The sequence below is a fragment of the Micromonospora sp. NPDC127501 genome, from assembly GCF_040302185.1.
In the GTDB taxonomy this organism is placed as follows: Bacteria; Actinomycetota; Actinomycetes; order Mycobacteriales; family Micromonosporaceae; genus Micromonospora.
Map to the genome: position 1 here is coordinate 125,345 of NZ_JBEORJ010000011.1, position 20,434 is coordinate 145,778.

The following is a 20,434-nucleotide window of genomic DNA, read 5'->3' on the forward strand; positions in this document are numbered from 1 at the left end:
AACACCTCGGCGACGGGTGACGTTCCCGGTGTGTGGAGAGTCACCACGCCCCGTTCACCCCGGCCGACTGTGACCAGGGTCACAGCAGGGTCAGAACCGGCGTGGGGGTACGCGTCGTCTTGCCTGGTGTGAAACAAAGTCTGGACGGACTCGACGAGGGTGAACTCCTTCGCCGCGTCGCTCGGGGCGACCGGCGCGCGTTCGACGCGCTGTACCGGCGTACCGCTCCGTGGTTGACCGCGCGACTGCGTCGGCGCTGCGCCGACGAGGACGTGGTGGCCGAGGTGTTGCAGGAGACGTACCTGGCGGTCTGGCGGTCGGCCGGCAGCCAGGCGCAGTCCTCCACCTCCGGCAGCGCGGTGGGCTGGTTGTGGACGATCGCCGCGCACCGGCTGATCGACGCGTTCCGCCACCGGGCCCGACGGGAGCGGGTCCCGTCGGTGCCGACCTTCGAGACCGTGGCTCCGGCGGCCGAGGACGAGGCGCTGGCCGGCGGGTTGGACGCCAACCTGGAGCGAGCCCTGCACGAGTTACCGGCGGAACTCCGTCAGGTGCTGCGTTCGATGGTCCTCGACGGCTTGACCGCACGGGAGACCGCTCTGCTGCTCGGCATGCCGGAGGGGACCGTGAAGACCCGGGCCCGGCGGGCCCGAATCGCCCTCCGGGAGGCGCTGTCATGACCACTCACCCGACGCCCACCCTCATCACCCAGTACGCCTCCGGTGCTGCCGGCGTCGACGACACGACCATCTGGGCGGTCGAGGCGCACCTGGAGAGCTGCGCCGCCTGCCGAGAGGTGCTCACGGACGCCGTCGACCCGGGCACCCGCGACCTGCTGGACCGGGTGGCCGACGGAATCGCCACCGGAATCGCCAGCGGCCCGGGTCCGGTACGCCGTCACCGGCTGCTGCGCACCGGGATCGCCGCCCGGGTGCTGCCCTGGCTGGTCACCGCCACCGGGTTGATGCTGGCCGCGGCCCTGTTCGAGTGGACGTTCAACAGCCTTCCGTCGCTGGTGCTCCTGATCGCGCCGGTGGCGCCGCTGCTGCCGGTGGCCGCGGTCTGGAGCCGGCGCCTCGACCCGGCCTGGGAACTGACGGCCACCATGCCCCGCAGCGGGCTGCCGCTGCTGATGCGCCGCACGTTGGGGGTGCTGTCGGCGGTCATACCGGTGCTGGCGGTGGCGGGCTGGGTCACCGGGCACTCCCCCGGTCTCTGGTTGCTGCCCGCCCTGGGTTTCACCGCCGGCGCGTTGGCGCTGGGCACGGTGGTGGGGGTCGACCGCGCCGCACTCGCGTTGACCGTCGCCTGGTCCGCCGGTGTGGTCGTGCCGAGCCTCGCCGACGGGCGACTTCCGACGGTCCTCACCGGCGGCAGCCTGCCGGGGTGGGCGCTCGCCACCGTGGCGTCGACGGCCGTCGTACTCGTCCGAGCCCGGCGACGGCCGTACGGACCGCACCAGAACCTTCTGCACCGATGACGACATCGAGCCTGGGCCGAATGGAGAGATCATGATGCGTACGGTCAGCGTGGCCGAGACCGCCCCGTCCACCTACGCGTGGGCGGTGCACGCCGAGAAGTTGCAGGTACGGGCCGGCCGACACCTCGCGGTCAACGAGCTGGACCTGAGGTTGGGCACCGGTGTGCACGGGCTGCTCGGCCCCAACGGCGCCGGAAAGACGACATTGATGCGAGCCCTGGCCACGGTGTTGAAGCCGGCCGGTGGGCGGCTGACCCTGCTCGGTGGCGAGGTCACCGGCAACGCCGACCTCCGCCAGGTACGCCGCGGCCTGGGCTACCTGCCGCAGCACTTCGGCTTCTACCCGCGCTTCACCGTCCGGGAGTTCGTCGAGTACATCGCCTGGCTCAAGGAGATGCCGAAGGCGGTCATCCCTGGCGCGGTGCAGCGGGCAGTCGAACGGGTGGGTCTGGCGGACCGCGCCGACTCCCGGATGAAGACGCTGTCCGGCGGGATGCTGCGCCGCGCCGGCATCGCCCAGGCGATCGTCAACGACCCGGCGGTGCTGCTACTCGACGAGCCGACGGTCGGCCTGGACCCGGAGCAGCGCCTCGACTTCCGCGAACTGCTGCGGGAGATCGGCCTGGACAGCTGCGTACTCGTCTCCACCCACCTGGTCGAGGACGTCGCGGTGGCCTGCTCCGACGTGGTGCTGATCAGTGAGGGCCGGTTGGTGTGGCAGGGCACCACCGGGCAACTGACCGAACAGGGCGGGGCCGGCGACGCCGGTGACAGCGCCACCGAACGTGGCTACTCGTCGGTCCTGCGCGCCTACCGTGGGCGGGTGTCGGCATGACGGGACGCATCCTCCGCATCGAACTGCGCCGCTCGGCGGCACTGGGCACCGCCCTGCTGATACTGGTGGCCGGCGCGGCGTTGCTGCTGTCGTCCACCCAGTTCTTCGCGGGGCGGTGGATGCAGCTGGCGGTGATGGCCCGGTCGCTGCTGATGGTGCTGCTGCCGCTCGCGCTGGCCGGTGGGGCGTGGATGGGCCGGCGCGACGCGCGTCACCGGGTCAACGAGTTGTTCGCCAGCACCGTCCGGCCGCGGTGGCAGCGCGTCGTCCCGACCGCCGGCGCTCTCGCGGTCTCGGTCGTGACCGCGTACCTCCTGGTGTTTCTCATCGCGGCCGGGTGGGTGGTGCCGACGTCGAACTACTTCCCGAGCGCGACGATCGTCGTCTTCGCGGTCGGCGTTCCGGCGCTGATCGCGGCGGGTTGGCTGGGCATGGCCGCCGGCCGGGCCGTGCCCCGGGTGATCACCGCGCCGGTCCTCGCCGTGGTCGGGTTCGTCCTGGTGGGGTTGGTGCCGGAGCTGGCCATGTCACCCGCGATGAGCACGGATCTCACGCAGCTCCGCCCGGAACCGGCGGCGGTGCTGCTCGTGCCGGCGATCACCGGCCTGGACGACTTCCAGACGATCGCGACGCGGGTCAGCCTGCTCCAGGCGCTGTGGCTGGTGTCCCTCGCCGCGACCGGCCTGCTGCTGCTGGGCGCGGTCCGTCGCCGCGCGATCGCGTTCGCCGTGCTCCCGGCGCTGCTCGGCGTCGCGGTCGCCCTACCGCTGCTGCCCGTCGGCGGAGCCCGCGGGGCGGCGGTCGTCGACCCGGTCGCCATCGAGCTGGTCTGCGACAACGACGGCCCACAGGTCTGCGTGACGCGGGCACACGCCGGGCTGCTGCCCGCCGTCGTCGGCCCCGCCCGCCAGGCGCTCGACATGATGGCGGCGAAGCTACCCAACGCACCCGTCCGGGCGGTGGAGACCCGACAGGTCACCTACTGGGCGCGGCTGGACCCGCACACCGCGCCGGCCCGGCACTCCGCCGACACGATCGTCTTCGACACCCCCACCATCGACCGCGTCGGCCGCGCCGACCTGTCCGGTGACTACTTCCTGCCGTCCCTGCTGGAGGCCGCCTGGCAGCAGGAGTGCGGCGACCAGTCGGTTCGGGGCGACGTGTACCGGGCCCGGATGGTCGCCGCCGCCTGGCTGACCGGTCGACCACCGGCCCCGCAGACCGGATGGGCACCCGAGGAGATGGCGCTGCTGACGAGCGCGTACCAGGCGCTGGTGAGCCTGCCGGAGGTCGAGCAACGACGTCGGATGGCAGCGGTACGCGAGGGCGTACTGGCCTGCCGGGACGACGAGCTGGTGGCGATCCTGCCGGGGGACCAGCCGTGAGGTGGCTCCAGCTGCACCTGCGCTCCCGCCGGGTGCCCCTCGCCCTGGCCACCGCTACCTCGTTGATCGCGCTGACCTGGGCGCTGTCGCTGGCCTACACCGACTCGACGGTCATCAGCGCCCGGACGGCCAGCCTCGTCATCATGCTGGCGGTGGTCGCGGTCGGCACCACCCTCAACGGGGCCGACGACGCCCTCGACCACACCATGGCGGTCAACTGGCCGGTACGCCGTGCCGGGCACCTGCTGCTCGCCGCCGCCGCGATCACCGCGCTGCTGTCCCTCAGCATGATCACCGACACGCGCTACGAACCGTTCGTCCTCATGCTGCGCAACACCGCCGGGCTGCTCGGGCTCACCGCGCTCGGCGCCACGGTGCTGGGTGCCGCCCTGGCCTGGATCGCTCCGCTGACCTGGACCCTCGTCGCGGTGCTGCCGATGATGGGGCCCAGCCAGGATCTGAAGATGCAGCTCGCCGGCTGGTTGATCCAACCCGCCGGCAGCACCGCCGCCACCGCGTGCGCCGCCGCCCTGGCGGTGACGGGTCTGCTCGCGTACGCCCTGCGGGGTTGCCCCGTGCGGCCGGTGAGCGAGACGGCCCCGGACCGGTGACGGACGCTCCGGTGCTCCGGGATCCCGGAGCACCGGAATCCGACCTAGACGACGCCGGCCAGCAGCTGCCGCGCCATGACGATCCGCTGGACCTGGTTGGTGCCCTCGTAGATCTGAGTGATCTTGGCGTCGCGCATCATCCGCTCGACCGGGTAGTCCCGCGTGTAGCCGTAACCACCGAGCAACTGCACCGCGTCGGTGGTGATCTCCATGGCGGCGTCGGAGGCGAAGCACTTCGCCGCCGCGCCGAAGTAGGTGAGATCGGCGTCGCCACGCTCCGACTTGCCGGCAGCCGCGTACGTGAGCTGCCGGGCCGCCTCCAGCTTCATGCCCATGTCGGCCAGCATGAACTGGATCCCCTGGAACTCGGCGACCGCCTTGCCGAACTGGCGACGCTCGGCCACGTACCCCTTCGCGTAGTCGAGCGCGCCCTGCGCGATCCCGACGGCCTGCGCGGCGATGGTGACCCGGGTGTGGTCCAGGGTCTTCATCGCGGTCGCGAAGCCGGTGCCCTCCGCGCCGATCATCCGGTCGGCCGGGATCCGCACGTTGTCGAGGTAGACCTCGCGGGTGGGCGAGCCCTTGATGCCGAGCTTCTTCTCCGGTGCGCCGAAGCTCACCCCGGGATCGGACTTCTCGACCACGAAGGCCGAGATGCCCCGGGACCGGGCGGACGGGTCGGTGACGGCGAAGACGGTGTAGAACTCGGACACGCCGGCGTTGGTGATCCAGCGCTTCACACCGTTGAGCACCCAGTGATCCCCGTCACGTACCGCCCTGGTGGTCATGGACGCCGCGTCGCTGCCCGCCTCCGGTTCGGAGAGGCAGTACGAGAACATCGCGTCACCGGCCGCGACCGGCGTCAGGTAACGAGTCTTGAGATCGGCGGAACCGGACAACAACAACGGCATGGTGCCGAGCTTGTTCACCGCCGGGATCAGCGAGGAGGACGCGCAGGCGCGGGCCACCTCCTCGATCACGATGGCGGTGGCCAGCGCGTCCGCGCCCGCGCCGCCGTACTCCTCCGGAATGTGCGGTGCGTGGAAGTCGGCCGCTCGCAGTGCGTCGTAGGACGCCTTGGGGAACTCCCCCGTCTCGTCGGCCTCCGCGGCGTGCGGAGCCACCTTCGCGGCGCAGACCTCCCGCACGGCTTCCCGGATCGCCTGGTGCTCCTCGGGCAACCGGTAGACGTCGAACGACTCCCCTGCGGCCATCTCGGCCCTCCCCTTCACCACTATCATGCGCAGTCTGTGACGACTCCTGACCGCCGACCGCGCAGACTGAAGACTAGCGACTGCAGTTCAGGTGATGTTACCGGCGCGTAGGTACGGGCAGGACGGTGCACCTAACGCGCTCAGCGATGATGGAGATTGAGACAGTGAGCCACCCTCCGGTGCCCCGCCCAGGCGCCGCAGCAGAATGCGACGCGACGACGCGGCGCCAGCGCGAGCGGAGAAGACAGGCGTGACGATCCCCTACCCCACCATCCAGCCGACCCCCGCCATCGCCGCGGTGACCCCGCCCTCGGGCGCACCCCGGCCGCGGGTGACGTTCCTAGGGACTGGTTACCTCGGTGCGACGTACGCCATCTGCTACGCCGAACTGGGCTACGAGGTTCTCGGGTTCGACGTCGACGCCGACAAGATCGCGATGCTGAACGCCGGTCAGGTGCCGATCCACGAGCCCGGCCTGGACGAGCTGCTCCGGCGCAACCTCGCCGCCGGCCGCCTCCGGTTCAGCACCGACATCGCCGAGACCGCCGAGTTCGGTGACGTGCACTTCATCTGCGTCGGCACCCCGCAGCGGGCCGACGGCATGGGCGCCGACCTGTCGTACGTCGAGGCGTCGGTCACCAGCCTCGCGCAGCACCTGACCCGCAAGGCGTTGATCGTCGGCAAGTCCACCGTGCCGGTCGGCACCGCCGAGTGGGTCGAGCAGCTCGTCGGCAAGCACACCCCGAACGACCTGGACGTCGAGGTGGCGTGGAGCCCCGAGTTCCTCCAGGAGGGCTTCGCCGTCGACGACGTCCTGCGGCCCAACCGGATCGTGGTCGGCGTCAAGAGCGAGTGGGCCAACGGCATGCTCTACGCCGCGCACAAGGGCGTGTTCGACCTGGCCGCCACGGAGGACCGCGAGGTGCCCCTGGTGGTCACCGACTTCTCCACCGCCGAGCTGGTCAAGGTCGCCGCGAACGCCTTCCTGGCCACCAAGATCTCCTTCATCAACGCGATGGCCGAGGTCTGCGAGGCCTCCGGTGGCGACGTCACCCAGTTGGCCCGCGCGATCGGCTACGACCCACGGATCGGCAACCGGTTCCTCCAGGCCGGCCTCGGCTTCGGCGGCGCCTGCCTGCCCAAGGACATCCGGGCCTTCCAGGCCCGCGCCCAGGAGCTGGGCGCCGGCGAGGCGCTGCGCTTCCTCCACGAGGTCGATCTGATCAACCTGCGCCGGCGTACCCGGGTGCTCCAGCTCGCCGCGGACCTGCTCGGCCGCCGCTCCGGCCCGGCCGGCCCGGACTTCTCCGGCACCCGGATCGCCGTGCTCGGTGCCACCTTCAAGCCCAACACCGACGACGTCCGCGACGCCCCGGCGCTCGCCGTCGCCGCACTGCTGCACAAGGCCGGCGCCGACGTGCACGTGTACGACCCGCAGGGCACCGAGAACGCCCGCCGCGCGGTTCCCGAGTTGACCTACGAGAACAGCATCAACGAGGCGGTCAACGAGGCCGACCTGGTCTGCGTCCTCACCGAGTGGGCCGACTTCCGCAACGCTGACCCGGTCGCCCTCGGCGAGTTGGTCAAGGGTCGCAAGGTCGTCGACGGCCGCAACTGCCTCGACCCGGCACTGTGGGCCCAGGCGGGCTGGGAGTACCGGGGCATGGGTCGCCCCTGACCCGACCGACGCACCACCGGCCGGCCATCGAGCATCTCGATGGCCGGCCGGTGTCGTTGTTTGCCCCGGACCCGCCGACAAGAGTCGAAATCCGCGCCAGCTTTGGGCATGCTGCGACAGTGGGAGTCCACAGTGCGGGTGGAGGGGTGTCGTGGCGACCTTTCAATGCTCCTCGTGCGGCCGGGAGATCAAGCCGGCCGTCCGATGCCCGCACTGTGGGGCAGATCAACCACAGTGGGTCGAGCACCTGGCCGACATTGAGCGTTCGATCGCGGAGATGAAGGCGCGCGACGCCGCCATCGCCCGCGAGCAGCGGCAGATCGCCGCCAAGATGCAGGCCGCGCTCTTCCAGCGGGACATCCTCGCCCACGCCGGCGAGGAGCGGATCAAGCAGGCCACCCGGCCGCGCCGGGTGCTGCGTCGGCGCCCCGGCCGGCGGCCACCGACGGCCACCATGGGAGCGCCGCCCCGGGTGCCCCGCCAGGGCACTCCGTCCGCCCCGGAGGATCCGCCGCCGCCCCCGCCCCGAGCCGCCTGGCTGGACGTGGACGACCCGGAGCACCCGCCGGAGGCGTCCTCGCGCGAGGTGCAGAACATCCCCCTCGGGCTGGGCGCGCTGCTGCTCGGCGTCGCCGCGGTGGTCTTCGCCGCGGTGGCCACCAGCTCGATGGACGCGCTGGCCCGGCTCGGCATCCTGCTCCTGGCCACCGTGCTGATGCTGCTCGCCCCACCGGCGCTGGCCCGGCGCGGGCTCACCTCGACCGCCGAGACCATTGCCGCGGTCGGCCTGCTGCTGGTGCCGCTCGCCGGCAACGCCCTCTGGGCGGTGGACCGGATCGGCACCGGTGGCGGCTCCGGCACGGTCTTCGCCGGGGTGATCTTCGCGGTCACCGCCGCCGTCGCATTCGGGTACGCCGGTTGGACCGGTCTGCGCGCGCCCCGTTTCGCCACCGTGCTCGCCGCGCAGCCGGTTCTGCCCCTGCTGGCGTACGACCAGATCACCGGCCCGGGCGGCTGGGCGCTGGTGCTGGCGCTGGTCGCCCTCGTCAACCTCGGCCTGGCCCGCTCCGGCGTGACCGTCGAACGCCCCGTCCGGCAGGACCTGCCCTCGCCGGGCACGCCGTCCGCGCCGCGCCGACGCGACGCGGAGAGCCGGCCGGAGGGCGACCCGGAGGAGGCCGCCGAGCTGATCGACGCCACCGGCGGTGCCACCGAACCGCGGCCGACCCGGCCGGTGCCGGGCCTGCGTGAGCTGACCTGGTTGCTGCACGCACTGGCGGTCGCCGTCTCGCTGGCGTACGCGGTCACCGCCCTGCTGCGGGCGCAGACCGTGCCGACCGCGACCGGCGCCGGGGTGGTGCTGCTGCTCGCCGCCATGATCGGGCTGGCCGGCGCGTTGGTGCTGCGTCGCCCGCCGCTGCCGGACGTCGCGGCCGGCATCGTCACCCTGGCGGTGATCGGCTCGCTCAGCCGAATCGCCTCGGTGGCACTCCCCGGCCGGGCGCTGCTGCTGATCGCGGCGGTCATCACGGTGACCGGGCTGGCGGTGCGCGCGGTCCCGGAGGCGGCCCGACGTGGCCCACAGCTGGCCTCCGCGGTGGCGCTGACCGTCAGTGGGCTGGTGGTCGCCGGCGGCGCGCTACGCGCCGGGGTGGCACCGGTCCGGGCGGCACTGCCCGCCTGGAACCCCGACCTCAGCCGGTACCCGGGCGAGTTGGCCGCCGCCGTCGGGCCGACCACCTGGCAGCTCGCGGGTGCCGCGTTCCTGCTCACCATCGCGGCGGTGCTGGCCCTGCCGACCGAGATCCGCCGAGAGTTCGCGGTCGCCGGCGCTGCGTTGACCGCGCTCGCCGTCCCGGCCTCGTTCGGTCTCGGCTGGGCGGCGGCACCCTGGCCAATGGTGATCACCGCGATCGGCATCGGGGTCATCGGGCTGTCCGCCCGCACCGACCGAGCCGCGGTGGCCCACGCCATCGGGGCGGCCGTGGTCGGCCTGTTCGGCGCGGGCGCCAGCCTGGCCAGCCCCACCCTCACCGCTGCGGTCCTGATCACCCTGTTCGTGGCCGGCACCCTGGTCACGCTGGCGCCCCGGGTCCGGATCGCCTCGGCCGCCTCCGACACGGTCACCGCCTGGGCCGCCGGTGGCGCCGCGTTCGCGCTGCCCGGGGCGGTGGCGGCCTTCGTGGCCGCGACCATGCCGAGCGACCCGACCCCCACCCCGGCGAGCCTCCGCGAGGTGACCGTCCCGATCCTGGCGGCCAGCTTCCTGGCGGTCTGCGTGACCCTGGGCTACGCCGCCGTCGTGCAGGTCTCCCAGCGCCACATCCCCGCGCCGCTGTCGGTCGGCACCGGGTTGGGCGCGCTGATGGTCACCGCCGCCGCGTTCGGGGCGCCCGGCGCGACCGTCGCCGACGCCTGGGTGGGCGCGCTCCTGCTGGTCGCGGCGGTGCTGCTCTTCCTGGCCCCCTCCATCGACGCCGGCCGTCGAGCCGATCTCACCCTCGACGGCTCGGACCTGGCCGCCGCGGCGGTCACCACCGCCCTGATCGCCACCCTGGTACGGATCGGGGCGGTGCTCGCCCCGGGTGGGCAGCTGGCGGTGGCCGCCGCCCTGCTCCTGGTGGTCGCCGTGGGCGCCCGCAGCATGCCGGAGGAGTGGCGACGCGGTCCGATCCTGGGTCTCACCGTCGGCGGTGCCCTGATCGGCGTCCTCGCCGGCTGGTCGGCGATCCGCGGTGGGGTCGGCGTGCTGGCCACCCCCGGCCCGATCTGGAGGGGCGATCTGAGCGACTGGCCGGCCGCCCCCGTCGGCGGTGCCACCTGGCAGGCGCCGGTCGCGCTGGCGCTGCTGGCCCTCGCCGCCGGCATCCTGCTCCCGCCGCCGTGGCGCTGGGACGTGTCCGGCGTGGCGGTGGTGCTCGCCACGATCGGCGCGCCGGCCGCATTCGATCTGGCCTGGTGGTCACCGGTCCTGGTCGGCGGAATGGTCGCCACCGTGTTCGGCATGGCAGCGGTGGCCACGGAGGAGGCACGCGCCGGGCTGTCCCGGGCCACCGTGGCCGGGGTCGTCGCGCTGCACGCCGCCGGAGCCGGACTGGTCCGCCCGTGGACCACGGCCCTGGCGCTGGGCAGCATCGCGCTGATCGGCGTGGTGGTGGCCACGCTGGCCCGCGTCCTCGCCGGTCCACAGGTCGCCGACATCGAAACCGAGGGGATGCCGCCGCACCTGGCGCAGATCGGCGGCGCGGCGATCGGTGCCGCCCTGCTGGCCCTCCCCGGTGCGGTGGCGGCACTGTCCGCCGAGTTCGAACACTCGGCGCAGGTGGTGCTGACCGCCGCGCTTGCCGCGACCAGCCTCGGCCTGGCCGCGGTGGCCGCGGTCCGCCGGCTGGTGCCGCAATATCTGCCCTGGGTCAGCGTGGCGGTGGTCGGCGGGGCCACCATCAGCGCCCTCGCCGCCATCCCCACCGGCCTCGCCGCCGGCGTCTACGCGGCCGCCGCCGCCCTGCTCGGCGTACTGGCCGAGCTGATCCGCGCGGCCACCGTGCCGCCCACCGGCGCGGCCCAGCCGGTCCGGCGCTGGGCGGTACGACTCGACGGCGCCCTCCGGCGGCTGCCGGACGACCCGGAGCGACGACGGTGGCGGGTCAACCCGGCAGCGGGCTCGTTGGCCGCGGCGGCGCTGCCGACCGCCCTGGCGCTCGCCTCGATCGCACCCGCGCTGGTCACCGCCCTGGTCGAGCCGCACCGCACACTGACCCGGATCTGGCAGGGTCCGCCACCGGAGTTGCTCACCCCACCGTCGGACGTGGTCAACCCGACCCACGTCCTGACGGCGTTGCTGCTCACCGCGACCGCCGCGCTGGCCGCCACCGGGTTCAGCGGTGGGCGACGGTCCCGGGCCGTGCCGGTGGTACTGCCCGGGGCGGCCGTCACGCTGCTGATCGCACCCATCGCGCTGGGCCGGGGCTGGCCCGCCAGCACCGTCGCCGCGCTCTCCGTCTTCACCATCGCGATGCTCGGTCTCGCACTGACCCCACCGCCGCCGCTGGTCGAGCGGGCCCGCTCACTGCGGCTGGCCCGGGTGCTGGTGTTCGCCATCGGTCTGGCCGGTGGCAGCGCCGGGCTCGCCGGCAGCCTGGCCGACCGGCAGATGACCCTGTTCACCCTGGGCAGCGCGGTCGGGGTGGGCGCGGTGGCGGCGCTGTTCGGCACCACCCAGCGGGCGCGCATCCTCGGCTGGCTCTTCGCCTCACTCATGGCGCAGCTCTTCGTCCTCACCGCCGGCCTGGTCGCCGGGCTGGCGGCGGTCTGGTCCGCGTTCGGGGTGCTCGCCGTCGGCGCGGTCCTACAGGTGCTCGCCGCGACCCTGCCCCGGCTGCGCCGCCCCGAGGCGCAGCGGGAGGCATCCACGGTGGAGTGGAGCGGGTACGCTGCCGCGCTGATCGCGCTGGCTCTCGCCTTCGACTCGCCCCGCCACATCGCCGCTCTGCTGGCCGCCTGGGGTGCTGTCCTCGGGGTGGCGGCGACCCGACCGGGTCGCCGGCCGGTGGAACGAAGGATCCTGTTCTGGGCGGTGGTGGTGTGTGAGATCACCGCGTGGTGGATCCTGATGCGAGTGGCCGACGTGGCGTTGCCCGAGGCGTACACGCTGCCGTTCGCCGTGTTGGCCCTCCTCGTCGGAGTCCTGGAACTGCGCCACCGACCCGACATGAGCAGTTGGGTGGCGTACGGGCCGGCGCTGGTCGCGGCCTTCGTGCCGACGCTGGCGATCGTGCTGGCCACCGAGTCCAGCACGCTGCGGCAGATGCTGCTGCTGCTCGGCGCGGTCGCGGTGCTCATCTTCGGCTCGTCCAGCCGGCAGCAGGCCCCGGTGATCGTCGGCGCGTCGGTCACCGCGATCACCGCGATCCACGCCCTGTTCAGCCTCGGCCCGTGGCTGGCGCTGATCCCGGTGGGCATCCTGCTGCTGGTGCTCGGCGCGAGCAACGAACGCCGCCGTCGCGCCCAGGAACGCCTACAGACCGCCCTGCGCGGCATGAGATGAGTCGGAGGGTCACGGCGGGGTGCGTGAGTGCGCGCGGTGAGTGGGCCGGGGCCTGGCCTCGCGCGATCTTGCACTTTCTGTCGCGGCATAAGGGGTAAAAGCCGCGAAGCAACGACCGGAAGTGCAAGATCGCGGGTGGGGTAGGGCGGGGGCGGGTGAGTGGGGTTAGCGCAGGGTGGCCTGGAGGGCGGCTTCCTTTGTTGCAACCAGCTCTTCCAGGTCCTGCTGGTAGGTCGTCATCTTGGCGCGCAGGCTCTCGTCGGCGGCACCGAGGATCCGTACGGCGAGCAGACCGGCGTTGCGGGCGTTGCCGATCGACACGGTGGCGACCGGGATCCCGGCCGGCATCTGCACGATGGACAGCAGCGAGTCCATGCCGTCGAGGTGCTTCAGCGGCACCGGCACACCGATCACCGGCAGCGGCGTCACCGAGGCGACCATGCCCGGCAGTGCGGCGGCACCCCCGGCCCCCGCGATGATCACCTTGAGGCCCCGGTTGGCGGCGTCGCGCCCGTACTCGATCATCGCGACCGGAGTCCGGTGCGCCGAGATCACCCGGACCTCGTACGCCACGCCGAAGTCGTCCAACACCTCGGCCGCGGCCCGCATGGTCGGCCAGTCCGAGTCGCTGCCCATGATCAAGCCAACCGTGCTCACTGCGGCCCTCTCCTCGTTCCCGAAACCGTGACTCACTCGTGGCCCTCGCGCAGCCAACGCGCGGCCCGCGCGGCCCGCGCCCGCAGGTCGTCAAGGTCGTCACCGAGCACCGTGACGTGCCCGATCTTGCGGCCAGGTCGCACCTGCTTGCCGTACAGGTGCACCTTGGCACCCGGCTCGGCGGCGAAGAGGTGGTGCAACCGCTCGTCGATCGACATCCCGCCCGGCTCACCGCCGAGCACGTTCGCCGACACCACCACCGGGGCGGTCAGCGCGGTGTCACCCATCGGGTAGTCCAGCACGGCCCGCAGGTGCTGTTCGAACTGCGAGGTCCGGGCACCCTCAATGGTCCAGTGCCCGGAGTTGTGCGGACGCATCGCCAGCTCGTTGACCACGATCGCGGGCCGGCCGGCGTCGTCGCGCACCTCGAACAACTCCACGGCCAGCAGGCCGATCACACCGAGCGCGGTGGCCAGGTCGATGGCGAGCTGCTGAGCAGCGACCGCCAACTCCTCGTCCAGGCCGGGCGCCGGGGCCAGCACCTCCACGTTGATGCCGTCGCGCTGCACGGTCTCGACCACCGGGTACGCAGCCACCTGACCGAACGGCGAACGGGCCACCTGCACGGCCAACTCCCGCCGCAGCGGCACCCGCTCCTCGACGATCAGCCGGGTGCCGCCGGCGAGCAGCGTGGTCGCCAACTCGGTGGCCTGGGCGGCGTCGTCGACCATCCAGACGCCCCGGCCGTCGTACCCACCACGGGCCGCCTTGAGCACCACCGGCCAGCCGATCTGCTCGCCGAAGCCGACGAGGTCGGCGGGCTCCCCGACCGGCCGCCAGGCCGGGTTGGGCGCACCCAGCTCGGTCAGACGTTCCCGCATGACCTGCTTGTCCTGGGCGTGCAGCAGCGCGTCAGCCGGCGGGTAGAGGGGCACCCCTTCGGCCGCCAACGTGCGGATGTGCTCGGAGGGTACGTGCTCGTGGTCGAAGGTGACGACGTCGCAGCCCTTGGCGAAGGTGCGCAGGGCGGCCAGGTCGGTGTGGTCGCCGTACTGGACGTCGGCGGCGACCAGCGCCGCGCCGTCGTCGGGGGCGGTCGCGAGCACACGCAGTGACTGGCCGAGGGCGATCGCGGCCTGGTGGGTCATCCGGGCCAACTGGCCGCCACCCACCATGCCGACAACTGGCAGACCGGTACGGGAATCCATAGCGCGGCCAGCCTATCCGGGACGCCGACGCGCCCCGCCGGAGGGCTGGCGACCGGCCTGGGAAGCGCTGGCGGAACCAGCCGGCGGGCGACGCGGGTGACTACCGGGCGTGGCCGTGCGCTCAGCTCAGCTCGGCGACCAGGTCCTCGACCGAGGTGACCGGCCGCTGGCAGACGAAACCCCGGCAGACGTACGCGGCGGACCGCCCCTCGACCAGCGGACGGTCGGCGAGCAGCGGCACACCCGGCTGGTCCGGACGCCCGGCGACGACCACAGCTCCGGGCGGTGCGTGCCGGCGGGCGGCGGCCACCAGAGGGTCGCCGGACGGGTCGTCGGTGACCACGGCGATCTCGTACGGACCGGAGAGCAACGCCTCGCCGACCATGGCCGCGTACCCGGTGAACCGGGGGTGCTTGCCGACGATCGGCGCGACTGTGCCGAGGGCCGCCTCGGCGGCCTCCCGGTAGCGCGTCTCCCCGGTCAGCGCCGAGTACGCCACCAGCCCGGCGATCAACGCCGACCGGCCGGACGGGGTGGCGTTGTCGGTCGGGTCGGCCGGGCGGGCGACGAGCTGCTCCGCGTCGTCGGCGGTGTCGTAGAAGGCGCCACCGGGCGCGGCGAAGTGCGCCAGGGCGGTGTCCAGCAACTCGCCGGCCAGGGTGAGCCAGCGGCCCTCGCCGGTGAGGTGGTGCAGCGCGCAGAAGGCCTCGGCCACACAGCCGTAGTCCTCCAGGACACCGGCCGGCTCACCGACCTTGCCGTTTCGGGAGACCCGGCGCAGCCGGCCGTCCACCAGGTGCACGGTTGCCAGGTGCTCGGCGGCCTGGTGCATCGCCCCGTCGGCGACGATGGTGACGCCGTCCATCAGGTTGGCGTCCTCGTCCTGCGGGGACGCGTACACGGCGGCGACCTGCTGGAACTCGGCGATGGCGGTGATCGCCAGACCGTTCCAGGCGGCCACCACCTTGTCGTCGAGGGCCGGCTGAGGGCGGGTGTCCCGGGCGGCGAGCAGCCGTCCGACCACCTGCTGCCAGCGGGCACGCACCTCGGGCGCGGCATCGTCCACGTCCCGGGCGAGCTTGAGCACGCTCATGCCGTGCTCAAAGGTGCCCTCGTCCGTGACGGTGAACAGGTCGGCGGCGAACCGGCCGTCCTCCTCGCCCAACGCCTCCACGAGTTGGGTGGGCGTCCAGGCGTAGGTGAGCCCCTCGACGCCCTCGGTGTCGGCGTCCAGTGCGGACGCGAACCCCTGCCCAGGCCGGTGCAGCTCGTCGGCGAGGAACCGGGCGGTGTCCCGGGCCACCCGGCGGGCCAGCGGGTCACCGGTGAGTCGCCACAGCTGGGTGTAGACCCGCAGCAGCAGCGCGTTGTCGTAGAGCATCTTCTCGAAGTGCGGCACCGTCCAGTGCGCGTCCACCGAATAGCGGGCGAAGCCGCCCGCGAGCTGGTCGTAGATGCCGCCTCGGGCCATCGCCTCGGCGGTGTGCCGGGTGATCTCCAGGCTGCCCGGGTCGCCGGTGCGCTGGTGGTGGCGCAGCAGGAAGAGCAGGTTCATGTGCGGCGGAAACTTCGGGGCGCCACCGAAACCGCCGTTCGTGGCGTCGTACTCGCTGGCCAGCCTTGCGGCCGCCGCGTCGAGCAGCGGGGCGTCCAGCGGCGCGGTGGGGCCGCCCACGGCCTGCGCGCCGCCGATCGCCTCGACCACGGCGGCGCCCTGGCCCAGCACCGCCTCGCGCTGCTCCCGCCAGGCGGTGGCGACCGACTGGAGCAACTGGACGAAGTTGGGTCGCGGGAAGTAGGTGCCGCAGAAGAACGGGGTGCCGTCCGGGGTGGCGAAGACGGTCATCGGCCAACCGCCCTGGCCGGTCATCGCCTGGGTGGCGGTCATGTAGATCGCGTCCACGTCCGGACGTTCCTCACGATCCACCTTGATCGACACGAAGTTGTCGTTCATCAGGGCGCCGACCTGCTCGTTCTCGAACGACTCGTGTGCCATGACGTGGCACCAGTGGCAGGCCGCGTAGCCCACCGAGATGAGCACCGGAACGTCCCGCCGCTTCGCCTCGGCGAACGCCTCGTCCGACCACGGCCACCAGTCGACCGGGTTGTCGGCGTGCTGGAGCAGGTACGGACTGGTGGCGTCGGCGAGTCGGTTCACCTGACGACCATAGCCAGCCCCGGCGCGGACCGCGCGGGCTCCACCCGGACGGTCCACTGCCCGCCGCCCCACCGGGCGCGGTCGTCCGCCTCGCCGGAGAGCGATCAGCCGAGGTCACACCGACTGGGCAGAAGGCGCCGGCGGCCGTTCAGGACGGGCCGCAGGCTGCTCAGGAGGCGCCGTCGGCGCGGAGCCGGAACACGTTCGACTCCGCCGAGTCGCGCAGCGACCCCAGCACCGCGCCGATCTTGTCCGCCGGCATCGGCTTGAAGAAGTGGTAGCCCTGCGCGGAGGTGCAACCCAGCTCGGCCAGGGCCATCCGCTGCTCGGCGGTCTCCACCCCTTCGGCGACCACCCGCAGCCCCAACTCGTGAGCGAGGCCGACGGTCGTCCGGACGATCGCGGCGGCCTCCGGCGAGTCGGCCATCCGGATGACGAAGGAACGGTCCACCTTCAACTCGTCCACAGCGATCCGGGTGAGGAAGGTCAGCGACGAGAAGCCGGTGCCGAAGTCGTCGACCGCGAGTTGCACGCCCATCGACCGGAGCGTCGCCAGCACCTCGTCGATGACCTCCAGCTCGCTCATCACCACCGTCTCGGTGATCTCCAGGACGAGCCGGTGCGGCGGCACCTGGTGGCGGCGCAACGCCTCGGCGATCTCCGCCGGCAACCGGGGGTCGAGCAGGCTGCGCGCCGAGAGGTTGACCGAGATCGGGACGTCCAACCCCTCACGGGCCCAATTGGCGGCCACGCTGAGCGCCTTGTTCAGCACGTAGCGGGTGAAGGTGCCGAGCTGCTCGCTGTTTTCCACCGGCCTGATGAAGTCGGCCGGGTTCAGCCACCCACGCCGGGGGTGCTGCCAACGGATCAGCGCCTCCACCCCGGTGGGCGCACCCGTGGCCAGGTCCACCGCCGGCTGCAACGCCAGCACCAGCTGATCGTCGACCTTCAACGCCTCACGCAGCTCGGCCAGCAGGGCGAGCTGGTCGGTGCTGGCCGCGTCGCGCGCCCCGTCGTACGCGGCGACGTTGCCGCCGCCCTCCTTGGCCTGGTACATCGCGATGTCGGCCCGCCGCAGCAGCTCGGTCAGGTCCGCGGTGCCGGCGGCGGCCACCACCACCCCGACCGAGACCTCGATGGACATCCGTACGCCGGCCACCTCGGTCGGTGCGGCCAGCCGTTCGGCGATCTCGCGGGCCTGACGCAACGCGTGGGCCATCGGGGCGGTCCGGTCGCCGAGCACCGGCACCGCCGTGAGCAGCAGGGCGAACTCGTCGCCACCGAGTCGACCGAGCAGGTCACCGGCGCGGACCAGCGCGTTGAGTCGGTTCGCGGTCAGTCGCAGCAGCTGGTCACCCGCCGCGTGGCCCAGGGTGTCGTTGACTTCCTTGAACTGGTTGATGTCCAGCAGCAGCAGCGCCACCGGATGGTCGTGGCTGAGCTGTCGCAGCGACTGGTCGCCCTTGCTCAGCATCGCCGCCCGGTTGGCGAGCCCGGTGAGCGGGTCGTGCACCGCCTCGTACGACGAACGGGCGGTCACCAGCCGCAGCTCGCGGTGGGTCGCGGCGTCGTGCAGCGCGGCGGCGAGGGCGTCGCCGAACGCGGCCACCGCGTCACGTTCGCGGGCCGTGGGCGGGGCCGAGCGGGGGAACCGCACCCGCAGCCGACCGACCGGCGTGGCGCCGACCGACAGCGCCCGGCTCAGCTCGTGCTCGTCCAGCTCCGACTGGTCCGGTGAGCTGGTCTCTCGGTCGACCAGCTGACCGCTGGCGTCGCCCCGGTAGCGGTGCCACCGGCCGTCAACCCGGGCCACGTCGACGTCCACCAGCTCGGCGTTGAACAGCGTCAGCGCCCCGGTGACCGCCGCGCTGGCCACGCCCCGCTCGTCGAGCTGGTTGAGGGCCGCGGTGGCCTCGGCGAAGGCACGCCAGGTGCGGCGCTCCTGATCGGAGCGCAGCCGGTAACGGTAGGTCTGCTGCAGCAGCCACAGCAGCGGCGGCAGCAACAGCAACCAGCGCGGGTCGAGTTCCAGCAGGGCGACCACCACCAGGCCGACCGCCACGTTGCCGACGAACATCAGCAGCTTGCCGCGCAGCGCGGCCAGCAGCGGCGGCCCGATCGGCAGCCCGTGCCGCAGGCCCAGCGTCACTCCGCCGAGCCAGGCGGTCACCAGGAGGTACGTCACCGAACCGGCGATCACGGCCAGGGCCAGGATCGGGGTGGGTGGCGAGAGCAGCGGCCGCCCGAGCGCGGTGGTCACGGAGACGGCCAGTGCCGACGCGGCGGCCAGCGACGCGGCGATCCGGACGATCTCCAGGGCCGGACGGCGGTCGTTGTGCAGTGACAGCAACGTCCAGGCCAGCCCGGTGCCGAGCAGCGTGGCGGACGGGAGCCAGCCGGCTGGAGTCAGGTAGAGGCAGACGATCAGGGCTGCCTCGCCCCAGGTGATGCTGACCATGCCCGCGGCCGAGCGGAATCGCAGCCGGGCGAGCTGGGCGAGGGCCAGGACGGCGACGGCGATGCCGAAGCGGGCCGGACCGCCGAGGGGGTCGTCGGCCGGCAGCCGGACCGGGAGGGTCAACCCGACCGCGGCGGCGGCCAGGGCGGTCAGCGTGACGGCGGCGGTGAGCACGAGCAGCCGGCCCGGTGTGCCACGCACCCCGAGCCGATCGAACGGGTCGTCGGCCGGACCGGAGGTCATCGACCTCCCCCGTCAGCCGACCGACCGACGTCGCGGTGGGCGGCCGGTGCTGTGCTGGTCATCGGCGCCCCCTCCCGCACACGGCTCGGAGACTTTTGGTCCCCCCGGCGGAAGGCTAAGCCAAACCGGGTGGCCGCAACAGGGGGCGACCACCCGGTTCAGCGTGATTCACGCGCGGACTACCCGTTCAGGTGCTGCTGGTGCCCGTTGGGAGCGGGCGTGGATGAATCACGCCCCCCGGTCCCGTCTGTCGGATCGACGACTGCCGCATCGGCCCTGGTCGGATCGGTCGGCCCGGACTGCTGGGGGAAACGGTCGGGCAGACGGCGCAGCCGAGCGTTCATGTTGCGGATCAGCAGGATGGTCGCGGTGGCCAGCAGCAGGATGAGGAACAGGCCCATCGGCCCGGCCAGACCACCCGTGCGGGTGTCCCCGAAGTTGTTCTCCGCGAGCACCTGGGCAGCGGTCAGCATGGCGTTCCTCCGATGTGCGGTTGGTAACCAGGGTAGCCCCGCCGGGAATCAGCGCGCGTGCGCCGTCTCCCGCACCCCGGCGAAGAGATCGGACTCGGGCAGCGGGCTGTCGACCATCGAGCGGGCCAGCTCGTAATCCTCGGTCGGCCAGGCGCGCTGCTGGAGCTCCATCGGCACGTGGAACCAGAAGCCGTCCGGGTCGACCTGGGTGGCGTGGGCGCGCAGCGCGTCATCGCGGACCGGGAAGTATTCGGCGCACTCGACCCGGGTGGTGATCCGTGGGCCCTTGTCGGGGCGATCCTCCCACCGCTTGAGCCACTCCTCGTAGGGCGACTCCAGACCGGCGGCCAGCATGCCCTCGTGCAAGGCCATGATCTTGCCCTTGGAGAAGCCGATGTCGTAGTAGAGCTTCAGCGGCTGCCAGGGCGCGCCCAGCTCGGGGTAGCGCTCCGGGTCACCAGCGGCCTCGAACGCGGCCACGCTCACCTTGTGGCACATGATGTGGTCCGGGTGGGGGTAGCCACCCTCCTCGTCGTACGTGGTCACCACGTGCGGACGGAACTCGCGCATCAGCCGCACCAGCGGGCCCGCGGCGACCTCGACGTCCTGGAGGGCGAAACAGCCCTCTGGCAACGGCGGCAGTGGATCGCCCTCGGGCAGACCCGAGTCGACGAAGCCCAGCCAGGCCTGGTCGACGCCGAGGATGGCCCGCGCGGCGTCCATCTCGGCACGCCGGATCTCGCCGATGTTGGCCCACACGTCGGGTCGGTCGAGCTTGGGGTTGAGCACGCTCCCGCGCTCGCCACCGGTGCACGTCACGACCAGGACGTCCACCCCCTGAGCGACATATTTCGCCGTCGTCGCCGCGCCCTTGCTCGACTCGTCGTCCGGGTGCGCGTGCACGGCCATGAGACGCAGTTGCTCTGCCAACTTCGGCGCTCCTCGTCTGTGCCGGACGGTGGACCCGACCGGGCTCGACCGGCTGAC

Annotated in this window: 14 protein-coding genes; 7 read left to right on the plus strand and 7 right to left on the minus strand. The window is 72.7% G+C overall.

Annotated elements, in window-relative coordinates; genetic code table 11:
- The first annotated feature begins 128 nt into the window (after positions 1-128).
- The 5 genes from ABTW72_RS24045 to ABTW72_RS24065 are packed head-to-tail and all read left to right on the plus strand — an operon-like array spanning position 129 to position 4,311.
- Positions 129-680, plus strand: coding sequence for an RNA polymerase sigma factor (locus tag ABTW72_RS24045; protein WP_350862024.1), 552 nt, complete (start codon positions 129-131; stop codon positions 678-680).
- On the plus strand, positions 677-1,480 hold the full coding sequence (locus ABTW72_RS24050) for a cupin domain-containing protein (protein WP_350862026.1): 804 nt from the start codon (positions 677-679) through the stop codon (positions 1,478-1,480). Before ABTW72_RS24045 ends, ABTW72_RS24050 begins: the two co-directional genes overlap by 4 nt.
- A gap of 34 nt (positions 1,481-1,514) precedes the next feature.
- Complete coding sequence (locus tag ABTW72_RS24055; protein ID WP_210784928.1) at positions 1,515-2,315, plus strand: ABC transporter ATP-binding protein; 801 nt, start codon at positions 1,515-1,517, stop codon at positions 2,313-2,315.
- Complete coding sequence (locus ABTW72_RS24060; RefSeq protein ID WP_350862028.1) at positions 2,312-3,700, plus strand: hypothetical protein; 1,389 nt, start codon at positions 2,312-2,314, stop codon at positions 3,698-3,700. Before ABTW72_RS24055 ends, ABTW72_RS24060 begins: the two co-directional genes overlap by 4 nt.
- Positions 3,697-4,311, plus strand: a complete 615-nt coding sequence (locus ABTW72_RS24065) for a hypothetical protein (RefSeq protein ID WP_350862030.1) — start codon at positions 3,697-3,699, stop codon at positions 4,309-4,311. The genes ABTW72_RS24060 and ABTW72_RS24065 overlap by 4 nt, the downstream gene beginning before the upstream one ends.
- A 44-nt stretch (positions 4,312-4,355) precedes the next feature.
- Here ABTW72_RS24065 and ABTW72_RS24070 read toward each other — a convergent pair whose 3' ends face one another.
- Positions 4,356-5,525 (minus strand): acyl-CoA dehydrogenase family protein, encoded by a 1,170-nt coding sequence (locus ABTW72_RS24070; protein WP_350862032.1) that lies wholly within the window; start codon positions 5,523-5,525, stop codon positions 4,356-4,358.
- Positions 5,526-5,775: 250 nt separating this feature from the next.
- Here ABTW72_RS24070 and ABTW72_RS24075 point away from each other — a divergent pair, with 250 nt between their 5' ends.
- Together ABTW72_RS24075 and ABTW72_RS24080 are read left to right on the plus strand one after the other, a co-directional pair.
- Positions 5,776-7,203, plus strand: a complete 1,428-nt coding sequence (locus ABTW72_RS24075; protein WP_350862034.1) for a UDP-glucose dehydrogenase family protein — start codon at positions 5,776-5,778, stop codon at positions 7,201-7,203.
- 151 nt (positions 7,204-7,354) lie between these two features.
- On the plus strand, positions 7,355-12,250 hold the full coding sequence (locus ABTW72_RS24080; RefSeq protein ID WP_350862036.1) for an SCO7613 C-terminal domain-containing membrane protein: 4,896 nt from the start codon (positions 7,355-7,357) through the stop codon (positions 12,248-12,250).
- A 165-nt stretch (positions 12,251-12,415) separates the two neighbouring features.
- On the opposite strand, the gene purE is transcribed toward ABTW72_RS24080, so the two are convergent.
- From purE to mca, 6 genes are all read right to left on the minus strand, one after another.
- Positions 12,416-12,907, minus strand: a complete 492-nt coding sequence (gene purE / locus ABTW72_RS24085; RefSeq protein WP_350862038.1) for a 5-(carboxyamino)imidazole ribonucleotide mutase — start codon at positions 12,905-12,907, stop codon at positions 12,416-12,418.
- 32 nt (positions 12,908-12,939) lie between these two features.
- Complete coding sequence (locus ABTW72_RS24090) at positions 12,940-14,115, minus strand: 5-(carboxyamino)imidazole ribonucleotide synthase (RefSeq protein WP_350862040.1); 1,176 nt, start codon at positions 14,113-14,115, stop codon at positions 12,940-12,942.
- Between the two features lie 121 nt (positions 14,116-14,236).
- Positions 14,237-16,273 carry a thioredoxin domain-containing protein gene (locus ABTW72_RS24095; protein WP_350862042.1) on the minus strand — a complete coding sequence of 679 codons (2,037 nt, stop codon included), beginning with the start codon at positions 16,271-16,273 and terminating at the stop codon, positions 14,237-14,239.
- 169 nt (positions 16,274-16,442) lie between these two features.
- Positions 16,443-18,974 carry a putative bifunctional diguanylate cyclase/phosphodiesterase gene (locus tag ABTW72_RS24100; protein ID WP_350862044.1) on the minus strand — a complete coding sequence of 844 codons (2,532 nt, stop codon included), beginning with the start codon at positions 18,972-18,974 and terminating at the stop codon, positions 16,443-16,445.
- 179 nt (positions 18,975-19,153) lie between these two features.
- Positions 19,154-19,447: a hypothetical protein gene (locus tag ABTW72_RS24105; protein ID WP_091394183.1), complete on the minus strand. Its 294-nt coding sequence runs from the start codon at positions 19,445-19,447 to the stop codon at positions 19,154-19,156.
- Positions 19,448-19,495: 48 nt separating this feature from the next.
- A complete protein-coding gene (gene mca / locus ABTW72_RS24110) occupies positions 19,496-20,377 on the minus strand; it encodes a mycothiol conjugate amidase Mca (RefSeq protein ID WP_091394187.1) in 882 nt (293 codons plus the stop codon).
- Positions 20,378-20,434: the final 57 nt, after the last annotated feature.

Coding starts and splice junctions, on each gene's coding strand:
- ABTW72_RS24060 (WP_350862028.1), top strand. CDS start 2,312: ATGACGGGACGCATCCTCCGCATCGAACTGCGCCGCTCGGCGGCACTG.
- ABTW72_RS24055 (WP_210784928.1), top strand. CDS start 1,515: ATGCGTACGGTCAGCGTGGCCGAGACCGCCCCGTCCACCTACGCGTGG.
- ABTW72_RS24050 (WP_350862026.1), top strand. CDS start 677: ATGACCACTCACCCGACGCCCACCCTCATCACCCAGTACGCCTCCGGT.
- ABTW72_RS24105 (WP_091394183.1), bottom strand. CDS start 19,447: ATGCTGACCGCTGCCCAGGTGCTCGCGGAGAACAACTTCGGGGACACC.
- ABTW72_RS24090 (WP_350862040.1), bottom strand. CDS start 14,115: ATGGATTCCCGTACCGGTCTGCCAGTTGTCGGCATGGTGGGTGGCGGC.
- ABTW72_RS24100 (WP_350862044.1), bottom strand. CDS start 18,974: ATGACCTCCGGTCCGGCCGACGACCCGTTCGATCGGCTCGGGGTGCGT.
- ABTW72_RS24070 (WP_350862032.1), bottom strand. CDS start 5,525: ATGGCCGCAGGGGAGTCGTTCGACGTCTACCGGTTGCCCGAGGAGCAC.